General features: G+C 48.2%; 14 protein-coding genes. 8 read left to right on the forward strand and 6 right to left on the reverse strand.

The features are described 5' to 3' along the window. Positions 1-317: 317 nt before the first annotated feature. From F458_RS0116525 to F458_RS0116535, 3 genes are read left to right on the forward strand one after another with little or no spacing between them, the layout of a single operon-like run. Complete coding sequence (locus F458_RS0116525; protein WP_018984550.1) at positions 318-590, forward strand: OadG family protein; 273 nt, start codon at positions 318-320, stop codon at positions 588-590. An 8-nt stretch (positions 591-598) separates the two neighbouring features. Beyond that, positions 599-2,416 (forward strand): sodium-extruding oxaloacetate decarboxylase subunit alpha, encoded by a 1,818-nt coding sequence (oadA, locus tag F458_RS0116530; RefSeq protein ID WP_018984551.1) that lies wholly within the window; start codon positions 599-601, stop codon positions 2,414-2,416. A gap of 5 nt (positions 2,417-2,421) precedes the next feature. Beyond that, positions 2,422-3,552: a sodium ion-translocating decarboxylase subunit beta gene (locus F458_RS0116535; RefSeq protein WP_018984552.1), complete on the forward strand. Its 1,131-nt coding sequence runs from the start codon at positions 2,422-2,424 to the stop codon at positions 3,550-3,552. Here the strand turns inward: F458_RS0116535 and F458_RS0116540 are convergent. Genes F458_RS0116540 through pspF form a run of 6 tightly spaced genes read right to left on the reverse strand, consistent with a single transcriptional unit; the run spans position 3,549 to position 10,001 of the window. Next, complete coding sequence (locus F458_RS0116540; RefSeq protein ID WP_018984553.1) at positions 3,549-4,355, reverse strand: ATP-binding cassette domain-containing protein; 807 nt, start codon at positions 4,353-4,355, stop codon at positions 3,549-3,551. The two genes, F458_RS0116535 and F458_RS0116540, sit on opposite strands and share 4 nt — an antisense overlap. Continuing rightward, the gene (locus F458_RS0116545) at positions 4,352-5,347 is read right to left on the reverse strand and encodes an oligopeptide/dipeptide ABC transporter ATP-binding protein (protein ID WP_018984554.1); all 996 of its coding nucleotides are present in this window, start codon (positions 5,345-5,347) and stop codon (positions 4,352-4,354) included. The genes F458_RS0116540 and F458_RS0116545 overlap by 4 nt, the downstream gene beginning before the upstream one ends. After that, a complete protein-coding gene (locus tag F458_RS0116550) occupies positions 5,347-6,240 on the reverse strand; it encodes an ABC transporter permease subunit (protein ID WP_018984555.1) in 894 nt (297 codons plus the stop codon). The genes F458_RS0116545 and F458_RS0116550 overlap by 1 nt, the downstream gene beginning before the upstream one ends. Next, positions 6,227-7,255: an ABC transporter permease subunit gene (locus F458_RS0116555; protein ID WP_018984556.1), complete on the reverse strand. Its 1,029-nt coding sequence runs from the start codon at positions 7,253-7,255 to the stop codon at positions 6,227-6,229. The genes F458_RS0116550 and F458_RS0116555 overlap by 14 nt, the downstream gene beginning before the upstream one ends. After that, complete coding sequence (gene sapA / locus F458_RS0116560; protein WP_018984557.1) at positions 7,255-8,871, reverse strand: ABC transporter substrate-binding protein SapA; 1,617 nt, start codon at positions 8,869-8,871, stop codon at positions 7,255-7,257. Before sapA ends, F458_RS0116555 begins: the two co-directional genes overlap by 1 nt. 8 nt (positions 8,872-8,879) lie before the next feature. Continuing rightward, entirely contained in the window at positions 8,880-10,001 is a 1,122-nt protein-coding gene (gene pspF / locus F458_RS0116565) for a phage shock protein operon transcriptional activator (RefSeq protein ID WP_018984558.1), read from the reverse strand. 199 nt (positions 10,002-10,200) lie between these two features. Here pspF and pspA point away from each other — a divergent pair, with 199 nt between their 5' ends. The 5 genes from pspA (at position 10,201) to tyrR (ending at position 14,341) form a co-directional block, all read left to right on the forward strand. After that, positions 10,201-10,875: a phage shock protein PspA gene (gene pspA, locus F458_RS0116570; RefSeq protein WP_018984559.1), complete on the forward strand. Its 675-nt coding sequence runs from the start codon at positions 10,201-10,203 to the stop codon at positions 10,873-10,875. An 87-nt stretch (positions 10,876-10,962) separates the two neighbouring features. After that, positions 10,963-11,202 carry an envelope stress response membrane protein PspB gene (pspB, locus tag F458_RS0116575; RefSeq protein WP_018984560.1) on the forward strand — a complete coding sequence of 80 codons (240 nt, stop codon included), beginning with the start codon at positions 10,963-10,965 and terminating at the stop codon, positions 11,200-11,202. Further along, on the forward strand, positions 11,199-11,654 hold the full coding sequence (pspC, locus tag F458_RS0116580) for an envelope stress response membrane protein PspC (protein ID WP_018984561.1): 456 nt from the start codon (positions 11,199-11,201) through the stop codon (positions 11,652-11,654). The genes pspB and pspC overlap by 4 nt, the downstream gene beginning before the upstream one ends. Before the next feature lie 211 nt (positions 11,655-11,865). Next, positions 11,866-12,705, forward strand: a complete 840-nt coding sequence (gene phhA, locus F458_RS0116585) for a phenylalanine 4-monooxygenase (RefSeq protein ID WP_269745209.1) — start codon at positions 11,866-11,868, stop codon at positions 12,703-12,705. 79 nt (positions 12,706-12,784) lie between these two features. Further along, a complete protein-coding gene (gene tyrR / locus F458_RS0116590; protein ID WP_018984563.1) occupies positions 12,785-14,341 on the forward strand; it encodes a transcriptional regulator TyrR in 1,557 nt (518 codons plus the stop codon). The last annotated feature ends 18 nt before the right edge of the window (positions 14,342-14,359 follow it).

Raw genomic sequence — 14,359 nt, forward strand, 5'->3', positions numbered from 1 at the left:
GGTTGTTTTATGTGGGGCGGATTTCCAGCCCCTCGCAGAGCTCGGGTCGCTCATCCGGCGCCAGCCAAACTGCAAATTTGTTAGCTTTCATAAGAACACCCTCAACGAATTACTCTTCACCGGCAATAGCACTCCGCGTATTATTATATTGATAAATCGGCTATAAGACTTTCCATGCGCAAATAAAAAGGCAGCGTCAGGTTTCGCGTAAAGTGGCTGCATAAATAGTGCATATTTATGTAATTCTACAGCATGCCCATTTGTTATTTTTCACTATTCATGGTACTTAATCTCCATGTTTGATAAATGAGAAACCTATGAATGCAGAAATTGCCGGTCAGCTAAATGAAGCTGGCACACTTATGATGGTCGGCATGGGGTTTGTGTTCGCCTTTCTGGCTTTGCTGATTGGGGGCATTAAGCTGATTGAGATAACGTGCGCTCGATTTCCCGGTGAAGTTGAACAGCCGGTATCTTCGTCGAAAAAGGGCCCGGCTAAAACAAGTAAAGATTCAGATATCACACCCCAGACTTTGGCTGCCATTAGCGCCGCCGTGCATCAACATCGACAATCACAAGAAAAACAGTAGGAGAACGCATGAGTAAACCGCTGGCGCTAACAGAACTGGTATTAAGAGATGCCCATCAGTCATTACTTGCGACTCGCATGCGCTTGGATGACATGCTACCCATTGCCGAGGAGCTGGATAATGCCGGTTTCTGGTCGGTTGAGTCATGGGGAGGAGCAACATTTGACGCCTGCATTCGCTATCTGGGTGAAGATCCCTGGGAACGGATCCGGGCGCTGAAAAAGGCGATGCCTAAGACACGCCAGCAGATGTTACTGCGCGGTCAGAATCTGTTGGGTTATCGCCATTACGCTGATGATGTGGTGCAAAAATTTGTGGCTCGTGCCCACGATAACGGGGTTGACGTCTTTCGAATCTTTGACGCAATGAATGATGTGCGTAATCTCGAAACTGCTGTAAAGGCTGCCATAGATTGTGGCGCTCATGCCCAGGGAACAATCGCTTATACTGTCAGTCCGGTTCACACGCTGGATACCTGGCTGAAAATGGCGCGGGAGCTGGAAGCGATGGGCGTGCATTCTATTTGTATTAAAGATATGGCAGGCCTGCTTAACCCTTATGAATGCGAAAAGCTGATTAAAGGGCTCAAAGATACGGTCAATGTTCCTATCGCCATGCAGTGTCATGCGACCACCGGTTTATCTACGGCAACGTATCAAAAAGCCATTGATGCGGGCATCGACATGCTCGATACAGCGATTTCATCCATGAGTATGACCTACGGCCACACCGCCACTGAAACTATTGTTTCGGCAGTAGAGGGTACCGAAAGAGATACAGGGTTATCATTGCCAGAGTTGGAACGCATCGCCAGCTACTTTAGGGAGGTGCGCAAAAAATATGCGCAATTTGAAGGCAGCCTGAAGGGTGTCGACGCTCGCATTTTGCTGGCTCAGGTTCCTGGTGGCATGCTTACCAATATGGAAAATCAGCTAAAAGAGCAGGGCGCGCAGGATAAGTTTGATGAAGTGCTCAAAGAGATTCCCCGGGTCCGGGAAGATTTGGGGTATATTCCACTGGTTACGCCCACTTCACAGATTGTCGGAACACAGTCTGTGCTGAATGTGCTTACCGGCGAACGCTATAAAAGCATTACTAAAGAAACCGCCGGCGTACTTCGCGGCGAGTACGGCGCAACCGCTGCACCGGTAAATGAGGACCTTCAACAGCGCGTGCTTGACGGTGATGATCCTGTTACCTGTCGACCAGCGGATAATATTGCGCCGGAAATGGACTCGCTGACTGACGAGTTGCAGGAGCTGGCCAGTGCAAAGTCATTTACACTGGCTGACGATAAAGTGGATGATGTACTGACCTACGCGCTTTTTCCACAGATCGGGCTTAAGTTTCTGCAAAACCGGGGCAACCCCGATGCCTTTGAGCCTGCACCGACCGCAGACAGCGAAAAAACTGTTTCAACAGCCTCAGAAACTAAACAGAAAGCGGCATCGGCATCTTCTTCGTCTTCCTCTTACGATGTAGCGGTTGAGGGTAAGGTCTACCGTGTTGAAGTGGCCGCTTCAGGAACCCTGAAAAATGTTGAACCCGCAGCTAAAGCAAAAAGTGCTGACAGCAAAGATGCGGTCGAAGACAGCAAGGAACAAAGTGCGGGTAACGGCGAGATAATTGAGGCGCCGTTATCCGGCAATGTATTCAAAGTGCTGGTCGCAGAAGGCGATAATGTTGAAGATGGTGACGTGGTCATAATTCTGGAAGCGATGAAGATGGAAACCGAGATCCGAAGTGCGTTTGCGGGCACCGTAAGTCGTATTCTAACCAAGGAAGGCGATGCCGTCTCCAGCGGTCAACCATTGATTGAGCTGTAAGAAAAATGGAAAAATTAAGTATTTTATGGGACAGCACCGCACTGGCCCATTTTCATTATCAGCAACTGATTATGATGGGCGTAGGGCTGTTGTTATTGTACCTTGCCATCGTCAAAAAGTTCGAGCCATTACTTTTGCTTCCTATCGGCTTTGGGGCGCTACTGACCAACATTCCCCTGGCTGGGTTTTCAGAGCCGGGCGGCTTGCTTTATTACATTTATGCTGTCGGGATTGAAACGGGGGTTTTTCCCTTGCTTATATTTATGGGAGTCGGGGCCATGACCGACTTTGGTGCCTTGATTGCCAATCCCCGTATGTTACTGTTGGGTGCTGCGGCACAGTTTGGTATTTTTGCCACACTATTCGGAGCGATTGCACTTAACTTTGTCCCCGGTTTTGAGTTTAGTCTGCAGGATGCCAGTGCCATTGCCATAATCGGCGGGGCCGACGGTCCTACCGCGATCTTTTTAGCGTCCAGGCTGTCGCCAGATTTGCTTGGGGCTATCGCCGTGGCAGCGTATTCATACATGGCCCTGGTTCCTATCATTCAGCCGCCCATTATGAAAGCTCTGACGACGAAGGAAGAGCGTCAGATAAAGATGGCGCAACTACGGCCGGTATCACAGCGTGAAAAGATTATCTTTCCACTCGCTGTACTAATTCTGACGATCTTGTTTCTACCCTCAGCAACCCCTCTGGTTGGCATGTTTTGCCTTGGTAATCTGATGAAAGAGTGCGGTGTAGTCGATCGGCTGAGCAAGACAACCCAGAATGAGTTGATCAATATCACCACCATTTTTCTAGGGCTGGCAGTAGGCTCTAAGCTTTCTGCGGAGAAATTTCTGACGGTGGAAACATTGGGCATCCTGGGGCTGGGCGCGGTGGCTTTTGCCATTGGTACTGCCACCGGTTTGCTGATGGCAAAATTAATGAATCGGTTATCACAGGATAACATCAACCCGCTTATTGGAGCGGCGGGCGTGTCTGCGGTACCGATGGCAGCTCGGGTTGTTAATAAAGTGGGTTTACAGGAAAATCCGCATAATTTTCTTCTGATGCATGCCATGGGGCCAAATGTTGCGGGTGTTCTTGGTTCGGCAGTAGCTGCCGGGGTGCTACTGGCATTGGTAGGTTAGGTCAGCTTTTGCTGTGGCACCAGTGACTGATAGGCCAGAATAAGTTTTTTTGTCATACTATGCTGAGGCCATCGAAAGATGGTCTCAGTTTTACCCGATTCTACGATCCTGCCGTTTTTCATCACAATTACTCTGTCGGCGATATGCCGAACCACCCCAAGATTATGGGTAATGAATATAAAAGACAGCCCTAGCTCCTTCTGCAGAGTAAGGATTTGATTGACAGTTTGTGAACGAACCGACGGATCGAGGGCGGCAAAGGGCTCATCGGCCACCAGGATCTTAGGTTGCAATACCAACGCTCTGGCCAGCGCAACACGTTGCTGTTGACCGTCAGAGAGCATGTGCCGGTAGAAATAAATATGGTCTCTCAACAACCCAACCTTGAGTAATGTTTCTTCAATACGAGCCCGCCGGTCTTTTGCCGTTAATCGGGTATTAAGGCGTAATGGTTCATCCATTATCATTCCCACGGTAATGCCAGGGTTCATGGCTTCTGCACTGTGTTGAAAAATCATCCGGATATCATTGCTGGCGTTATATGCCCGGGATGAGCGCCGTTTTGCTGCATTGTACTTCACGCTGCTAAGTGCAATTTTGCCTTCATCTGCCTCCACTGCGCCCACCAGCATCTTAGCCAAAAGGGACTTACCAGCACGATTTTCACCGATCACAGCTATAGTCTCGCCTTTATTGACCGTTAAATCGATAGGACCAAGCTGGAATACTTCCGCCTTCTTGAGCCACCGCTTATTTTTGTGATGGCGGAAAACCAGCTTATCAACATGCATTAACTGGTTCATAGTTTTTCCATATGTAACGGGAAATGACAACTGTAAGTGTGATCATGAATGCGCCTGACCGCAGGAGTAATAACACAATCACGCTGGGCGCGCGGACAACGCGGCCCGAGCCGGCAGCCTATAGGTACATGCTTTAATGAAGGAATGGTGCCATCCAGTGTAGGTAACAGACTTTTGGGCAGTAAGTCTTTTTGAAAACTCGGTGCGCTGTCCAGCAATGCTTTGGTATAAGGGTGCAGTGGACGCTTACGCAGCATCTTCATTCGGCCTGATTCTACGGTCTGCCCACAGTACAGAACAGTCATTGAGTGACACATACTGGATATCGCCAACAGGTCATGACTGATAAATAAAATAGACAATGACTTGGTCTGGTTGAGCCGGGTGAGTAATTTTAGCACCTGTGTTTTAGTGGTCGTTTCCATGCCACGGGTGGGGTCATCGGCTATCAGCAACTGTGGCTGAGAGATAAGGGCCATGGCCAGCATAAACTTCTGACTGATGTCCGTTGGGATCTGGTGCGGGTAGGCATTCAAATAGTGCCGGTGATGCTTAATGCCTACCTTGTGTACCGTGGAAATCGCTGATTTGCGTCGCGACTGCTTACGCTGCCAAAACCATTTTCCCTCAACCAGCTCACTGGGAATGCTTTCCATGAGCTGTTCCCCCAACGTTGCAGAAGGGTCCAGCGCGGTGCCCGGATTCTGGAAAACCACCGCAATCTCTCTGCGCATGAGTTGCCGACGTTCCTCGGTAGGCATACTCAGCAGATTTTTACCTTTCCAGCTCATACGATCCGCTGTGAGATGAAACTTTTGTGGCAATGCGCCTGATATTGCCGACACAATGAGGCTTTTACCCGAGCCTGATTCGCCCACCAACGCCCGGATTTCACCACTGTTGATGGTCAGGCTCACTTTATCCAGTGCTTTAACCCGCTCACCAGCAGTTTCAATTTCCAGGGTCAGGTTTTTGATATCAAGTATAGGCATTAATGACTAACCCTCTTTCGCAATGCTGAGCGTAATCCATCTCCCACTAAATTGATGGCCAGAACCATCAAAAATATAGACAAACCTGGAAGCCCCACATTCCACGGGGCTAAGTAGGCGACATCCAGGCCGTCGGCCAGAATGGCACCGAGTTCCGGTAAGGGGGGTTGTGCGCCCAAATTTAAAAAGCCCAGTGCCGAGACATCTATCACTGCAATAGAAAGCGCCAGCGACCCCTGTACCACCAGCATCTCGATCATGTTTGGTAAAATCGAGTGACGAAACAATTGCCAGGCGCTAGCGCCATCCAGCTTAGACGCCAGAATGTATTCTTTTTTCATCTCACTGCGCACGAAACTGCGCGTGTAGTGGATAAACTGCGGAATCAGGGCCAGAGTAATCGCCCACATACTATTGACCAACCCGGTGCCCAGTATAGCGACAATAATAATCGCAATAAGTAATGTGGGGATGGCCATCAGTGCATCAAGCAAATGGTTCATTATACTTGAGCGTACACCACTCATCATGCCGGCCACTGTGCCGATGGTCACCCCGACGCCCATGGCGATCATCACCAACAAAATACTGCTGCCGAACGTGACCCGACAACCGTAAATAATACGTGAAAAAACATCCCGGCCTAATGCATCAGTTCCAAATAGATGACTAATGCTACCGTTGGTTTCCCAGCTCGGAGGAAGCAGCAGAGAGTCTATGTTTTGCTGCAACGGATCGTAGGGCGCGATAAGCGGGGCAAAAAGGGCAAACACCAAGAATATTGCCAGTACAAACAGACCGAGTACCGCGATATGGCTGGACGTAAACTCCCGCCAGGTACGCTGCCAGGGAGAAGGATGATATTCTTCTTCGTAGAGACTAAATTGTGCCACGTTCGTACTTGTCCCTGCTTGGATCGATTAAGCGGTTAAATAAATCGATAGTAATAGTCAGCGTTATTACCAGCGAGGCCACCGCCAGCATACCTACCCGCAACGCGGGAAAATCTCGTTGATAGATCGCCTGGATTAGCCAGTTACCAATCCCGGGCCATGAAAAAAGCGTTTCGACGATCATGGCATTGGTAATAAGTGTGGTAATTTGAATGGCCATTAAAGGTAACACCGGCAGCAACGCATTGCGCAGAATATGGCGGGAAAAGATTTGCCAGCGCGATAAACCCCGTGAACGCGCTGCAGTAATGTACGGGCGATTGAGCACGTCGATAACCGAACGTCTGACCATTCGAATCATCGAAGCCGTCGAGATCACACTGATGGCCAGGGTAGGCAGTAACAGGTGACGAAAAGCATCGCGCATTGCAAGACTTGTATCAATATCCTTTGCCAGCAGAATGTCGATTAGGATAAACCCGGTTCTGTGCGGTATATCGAACAGCAAACTGATTCGGCCGGAAAGTGGCGCGATGTTCAGCTCAAGACTGAACATCAGGATAAACAACAGCGCCAGCCAGAAGACCGGAAATGAGTAACCTACCATCGATAAAGAGTTAATAGAGTAGTCCACCGGGGTATAACTTTTCAGGCCCGCATAACATCCCACTGGTATACCAATTACCACAGCGATAAACATGGCGTAGAACGCCAGCTCAATTGTCGCTGGCAGCGCTCTGCCTATTTCTTCTTTCAATGGCAGACCAGAGACAAAACTCTGTCCCCAGTTGCCGCTGAAAAGCTCGCTCACGTAATGGGTAAACTGAAAGAAATAAGCTTCATCCAGGCGATGCTTCTCAACCAGCATGTCGCGATGGGCCTCGCTTTGCGCCGAGATACCGGTCAAGTTGTTTAATACATCACCGGGAAACAGGTAAATCAGGGCAAAGGACAACACCACCAGTACCAACAGGGTAAGGATAAACAAAATGCTGAATCGTAGTAAAATTCTCATCACAGTTGTTTGGTTACCCCGCCAAAACGAATACTACCGTAAGGATTAATCTGCATGCCTTTGAGTTCTTTGCGATAGGCTTGATAACGATACGCGTGTGCGATAGGAACGATTGGCAATTCCCTGTTCAGCAAGGCATTGACCTGTACGTAGATAGCTTTGCGCTTGGCTAAATCCTCTGTTTCCAACGCCTGATTAAGCAACGCATCGTAGCGGTCATTGCACCACATGGCACGATTGGTTCCAGAAGGTATGGCGCCGCAGCTAAGTAGCGGTCGGTAAAAATTATCAGGATCACCATTATCAGCAGACCAGCCAATCAGAACAGAATCATGAAGTCCCTCACGCAAATGCCGGCGAAATGTGGTCCAGTCATAGGTAACAATATTAACGTTGATACCCACATCACCAAGATAACGCTGAATGAGCTCAGCCATTTTTGCAGCATTGGGATTATAAGAACGCTCTATAGGCATCGCCCAGATAGTCATAGTAAAACCCGGCTCGATGCCGGCATCTCTGAGCAGGCGCTCAGCCAGTACAGGATTGTAAGCGGTATCCTCAGCATCATTCTGATACGCCCAGCTTGCAACCGGAAGTAAACTTTTAGCCCGCGAGGCGCTGTCAAAATAAACCGCCTCAAGCAGCGTATTTTTATCAATGGCGTGAGCCAGCGCTTTGCGCACATCAGGATTATCAAAGGGAGGGCGCTGGGTGTTAAAGGCCCAGAAACCTACGTTTAGTCCAGGCTTCTCGGCCAGCTCAAGGTCTGGTCGGTTACGTATAATATCCAGTTCTGTCTGGGCCGGAAATGCAATAGCGTCACATTCACCCGTCATCAGTTTAGCCAGTCTTAAAGAGCTTTTAGGTGTGATATCGAAGATAAGACGTTGTGAGGACGTGGCATTCTGCCAGTAAGCATCATGAGCGCGATAACGGATATAATGATCTTTGCGATAGCTTTCAAATTTATAGGGGCCGGTGCCGATAGGGTAATGGTCAATGCGTTCGGGGTCACCCTGGGCCATAAGATGGTCAGCATACTCTTTTGAAAGCATCACTGAAAAATCGGTTGCCAGATTGGCTAAAAATGAGCTGTCACGTTCTTTTAGCTGAATCTCCACCCGATAACCATTGACCCGATTCACCGCAGCAACGTTGTCAGCGATACCGAGGCTTTCGAAGTAGGGATAACGACCGCCAGATACATCATGAAATGGATGCGAGGGCTGGCGCCAGCGGTTAATACTGAACAGCACATCATCAGCATTAAAGGTCCGGTTTGGTGTGAAGTATTCGGTAGTATGAAAAGCTACGTCTTTACGCAGCTGAAATGTATAAGTCAGGCCATCATCAGATACCCGCCAACTGCTCGCCAGGCTGGGTACTATGCGTCCGGTTTCTGCATCAAAGTCCAGTAACCGGTCGTATAGCTGGTGCGCAGTGGCATCGGATGTGGTTGCTGATGTATCTAATTGCGGATTGAAATTAACCGGAGCGCTTTCCGAGCAGTACAATATCCCTGACTGATAAAAGGTGTCAGTATTTTTTTTGCTGCATGCACCAAGGGTAATTATGCTGGCCAGACATATCAAAACAGTTGCGATACGCGTCATGGGCTGAGTCACTGAGCTTCAGGGCTTTCTTGTGAAGAGTCTAACAGATTGTATTTTTTTAAATAACCTCGCAATTGATGATAAGTGAGACTTAACTTCTCAGCCGTTTTTTTCTGATTGAACTGGCTATCAGATAGCGCACGTTCAATCATGGCAATTTCATAGGTCGCTGAGCGCTCCTTTAAATCTATCGGATAAATAATCTCGTCGGATGTAGGCTGTGCAGGTAAGCTGGCCATCGATTCTGCATCGTCAGGCTGCACCGAGGGTTCAGGCGAGGGCGTATCGCCAGCAGCAGTAGATGAACGACTAATTCTGTCCTGCGTTTTTATTCTGCCAGTGGGGCGGTAGGCCGAAGCAAACGGGTCCAGCACAATTTCATGCACCGGAAGGTGTGGGTTATTGCACCGATAAACGGCGCGTTCAACGACATTTTTGAGTTCTCGGATATTGCCTGGCCAGGCATGTCCCATCAGGGTACGGCGCGCTTTTTCAGTGAACCCGCTGAACAGTTCCATTTCCAGTTCCCGGGCCATATTAATGGCAAAGTGTTCAGCCAGCATCATGATATCTTCCGGGCGTTCGCGCAGAGGTGGGATCGTAATGACATCAAAGGCCAGACGATCCAGTAAATCAGCCCGAAATTCACCGGATTCAGCCAGTGATGGCAAATCTTCGTTAGTTGCAGCGACCAGTCGCACATCGGTTTTAACCGTCTTGCTGCCACCTACACGTTCAAATTCGCCGTACTCAATCACCCGAAGCAGCTTTTCCTGAACCAGCCCGGAGGTATTTGCAAGCTCATCCAGAAACAGCGTACCATTATGGGCAATTTCAAAGCGGCCTTCCCGGCGTTTGGCTGCGCCGGTAAATGCGCCAGCTTCGTAACCAAACAGCTCACTTTCCAGTAAGTTTTCGTTCAGAGCAGCACAATTGAGCTTGACATAATTCTGGTCCCAGCGTTGGGAAAGAAAGTGCAGGCGAGCAGCCACCAGCTCTTTGCCGGTACCTCGCTCGCCAATGATTAACACAGGTTTATTCAGCGGTGCAATTTGCGAAATCTGCTCGAGCACTTCAAGAAAGCTATTAGCCTGACCTAACAAATTATCCTGCTGGCGAAATCTACTCATTTATTGCCTCAAAAGTTAGTCATTTCGACCAATATCTAGTGTAAATTAAAAAGCATGATGTGACGAATTTATTTTAATGGATAAAAAATCAAAAATATCATTAGGTTATAGAGATGTTAGGGTTGGCAAGCAATTTGAATAGTAAATACCAGTATGTGCCAACGCGCATTATTTTTAACATGAGTCTGAGGTAATAAATATGGGTATTTTCACGCGTTTCACCGATATAGTGAACTCAAATATCAACGCCCTGCTGGATAAGGCCGAAGATCCTGAAAAAATGGTTCGTCTGATCATTCAGGAAATGGAAGACACGCTGGTAGAAGTGCGTTCTGCTTCTGCAAAGACCCTGGCCAGCAAGAAAGAAATCACCGCGCAAATCAATAAATATGAAAGCGATGCTGCTGACTGGGAAGCAAAGGCGGAGCTGGCGCTCAGTAAAGATCGCGATGATTTAGCCCGGGCGGCATTGCAGGAAAAGAAAAAGTCAGTAGAAGCTGCTGAGGCATTGAATAAAGAGCTCAGTGTCGTCGATGAACAGATCAGCAAGCTGCAGGAAGAGATTGGTCAGTTACAGGATAAACTGGCTGATGCCAAAGCTCGTCAGAAAACCATCATCATGCGCCAGAAGACCGCCAGCTCGCGATTAGATGTGAAACGTACGCTGGATAGCAGCAAGGTAGATGCCGCGATGGGACGCTTTGAGCAATATGAGCGTAAAATCGACGATCTGGAATCGCAGGTAGACGCCTACGATCTCGGCAAGAAAACCCTCAACGATGAGTTCGCCGATTTAGAATCGGATGAAAAAATTGATGAGGAATTAGCCAAATTAAAGGCTAAAATGAATAATAAAGACAAGCCGGCTGAATAAGACCGACTGCCCTAACCTGATACTTTGCTCACAGGTATCAGGTTGGCAGGGCTAGTGAGCAATTTTATTTAGACGGAGGTACACACAATGGACGAAGCTATACTCGGGATATTAGTGGCGCCAATTATCTTATTTATGATTTTTATCGCGCCAATCTGGCTGATTCTGCATTATCGCAGTAAGCGTCATATCAACAAGGGACTCAGTCAGGAGGAGCAGGCATCTTTACATGAACTGGCGGAAAAGGCCGAGTCTATGTCAGAGCGTGTGAAAACCCTGGAAGCTATATTAGACAGTGAGTCCCCGGAGTGGAGAAACCGCGCATGAGAGTAAACCGACATCTTTATCGCGATACCGAGCATGCTCAGATTGCGGGTGTATGTGCCGGCATCGCCAACTATTTTGGCCTGGAGCGGTGGTTAGTCAGAATTTTGGTGGTTACGGCGTTCTTTTTACTGGCCGGCTCATTTATCTTTGTTGGATACATTATTTGCTGGTTTATTCTGGAAAAGAAGCCAGCCGATACGCTTTATACTCAAGGTACTGCCGATACCACCCACCAGTCGTCAGGCAAAGGGTGGCACAATCATGCAGCCAATAAAGACATTGACGAACGGTTTGAGGTAAAAAGCAAAGTGTGGCAGGCCGGCGTCTCGCCCAGGCGTGCAGTCAGCAACATTTCGCAACGTTTTGATGAAACCGAAAAACGCCTGCGTAGTATGGAAAAATATGTCACGTCACGGGAGTATCAGCTTAATCGGGAGATTAACCGCCTGTAACCAACTGTTGATGAGAACACGCTTAAAAGGCAGGGTCACACCTGCTTTTTTTGTTTCAGCGCGTGAAAGGTATTCCTTACCTGGCGCCCTCTATTATCGGCTTGTCAGTAGCAACCGCCAGGATAATGTAAATAAACTGTTACGGTGACAACGCTGCGCATCGTCGCCACAAAGCTTTTGCCCACGCGATTTTTCGATAGACTTGATACCTATCACGTACGACGATCACAGAGGTTCTTTCATGTCGAAAGGTACGCAGTATAAGTCCAGAGAGTCTGATAGCAACGGCATCATTCACTGGAGCGATGAAGAGAATCAGGTTTGGTCTGAACTGTTCGACCGGCAAATAAAGCTTATTAAAAATCGCGCCTGCGATCAGTATCACGACGGCCTTGATATTCTTCAGCTAAGTAATGACCGCATACCGCAACTGCCAGAATTAAATAAGAAATTGAAAAAGACAACTGGCTGGCAAACCGCAGAGGTCCCGGCGCTGATTAATTTTTCAGAGTTTTTTCGATTATTAGCTAACAAACAGTTCCCGGTAGCAACATTTATCCGCACGCGTGAAGAGTTCGATTATTTGCAGGAGCCGGATATATTCCACGAAGTCTTCGGGCATTGCCCGTTACTGACCAACCCTGCCTTTGCCCATTTCACTCATACTTACGGCAAGCTTGGCCTGAATGCCAGCAAAGAAGATCGCGTATTTTTAGCACGACTTTACTGGTTTACTGTTGAGTTTGGGCTTGTAAATACCGCCGATGGCTTGCGGATCTATGGCGGTGGTATTTTGTCCTCACCCGGAGAAACTATCTATGCGCTGGAAAGCGCGACACCGGTACGTAAACCGCTGGAGCCTGTTGATGCGCTACGGACACCTTACCGGATAGATATCATGCAGCCGCTTTATTATATTCTGGAGCAGTTTGATGATTTGTTCACGCTATCGGAAATGGATCTGATGGCGTTGGTACAGCAAGCCAAGACGCTGGGTTTATTCGAGCCACTCTTTCCGCCCAAAGAGAAAAAGGTGAGCGGGCAAAACTAGCTGGGGAGCTATAAAAACCCTTCACATGTTATGCAAATGTGATATTCTGTAAAAAATACTTTACAGTTTAGAGTGGTGTATGCGTTTAGAGATTAGTTGTCAGGACAGACTGGGCATTGCCCAGGATGTGCTTGATATTTTGGTCGCGCACGAAATTGACCTTCGCGGTATAGAAATCGATGTCGGCGGTAAAATCTTTCTCAATTTCCCCAATATAGAATTTGCTGATTTCCAGCACTTAATGCCCAAGATCCGTCGAATTGATGGTATCGATGATGTTAAAACCACCCCTTTCATGCCCGCCGAAAGGGAGCGAAACCAGCTTTCTGCGATCCTACAGACATTGCCTGATCCCGTCTTTTCCATCGACACCCGGGGCAATATCCTAATGTGCAACGAAGCGGTGACAGCGGGGCTAGAGATGTCTGTTGAGTCTATTAAAGGTGAGGAAGTCGCTGAATGGGTCAAAGGATTTAATTTTCATCGCTGGCTGGAATCTTCAGTAATTGGCCCTGCATCGTCTAAAGTACAATTCATCCAACAAGACTACCTGGCTGATATGCTACCTATTATTGTACCCGATGGTGAGGACGGTACGATAATGGCGGGGGCCGTTATTTTGCTTAAATCAGAAATGCGGCTGGGTCAGCAGTTCACCGCTTTTCATCAGCAGGAAACCGACAGCTTTGACAAGTTTGTTGTGCAATCCCCGGCGATGGACAAAGCTGTCAGAGAGGCGCGTAAAGTGGCCGATCTGGATGCACCCATTTTAATATTTGGCGAGACCGGGACTGGCAAGGAAATGATTGCGCGGGCCTGTCATCAGGCGAGCCGGCGTAATGAGGGCGATTTTCTTGCGCTCAATTGTGCCTCATTACCCGACAGCGTGGCAGAAACAGAGTTATTCGGATACGGTGCCGGTGCTTTCAATCAGCCGGAAGGCAAACCTGGGTTGTTGGAGCTTGCTGCCGGCGGTACCTTGCTTCTTGACGAAATCGCCGATATGTCCACCCAATTGCAGGCCAAGCTGTTACGGGTAATGGAAAACGGTGAATTTCGTCGCGTGGGTGATGATAAACCGGTCAAAATTGATGTGCGTTTTATCTGTACAACATGCCGGGATTTGGGACAGCTTGTGGAAGATGGTCTTTTCAGAAAAGAGCTTTACTATCGGCTAAATGTACTGGCGCTGGTCATGCCATCTCTTAAAGAACGCAAGCAGGATATCGTGCCTTTGGCAGAAGCCTTTATTGTCCAGCACAGTTCAAAACTGGGGCGGCGTCCGGCAAAGTTAAGTAAGTCCTGTGTGGACTATCTGCAAAATTATCCCTGGCCGGGCAACGTCAGACAATTACAAAATGCACTGTATAGAGCACTTTCTTTACTAGATGGTAAAGAGATTACCAAAGAAGATATTCAGTTACCCAGCTGTGCGCCCAGCACCACCTATATTGATGAAAATTTTCAGGGCACCCTGGATGAAGAGGTCAAAAAATTTGAGCGCGACTTATTAAAGAGGCTCTATCCATCTTATCCAAGCACCCGGCAACTGGCTAAAAAGCTTGGTCTTAGCCATACCGCGATTGCGAATAAATTGCGTGAATATGGCATTAATAAAGGTACTGTAAAGTTTTAAATACACGTTAGGCGATAC

It is taken from the genome of Salinimonas chungwhensis DSM 16280, from assembly GCF_000378185.1.
Classification (GTDB): domain Bacteria; phylum Pseudomonadota; class Gammaproteobacteria; order Enterobacterales; family Alteromonadaceae; genus Alteromonas; species Alteromonas chungwhensis.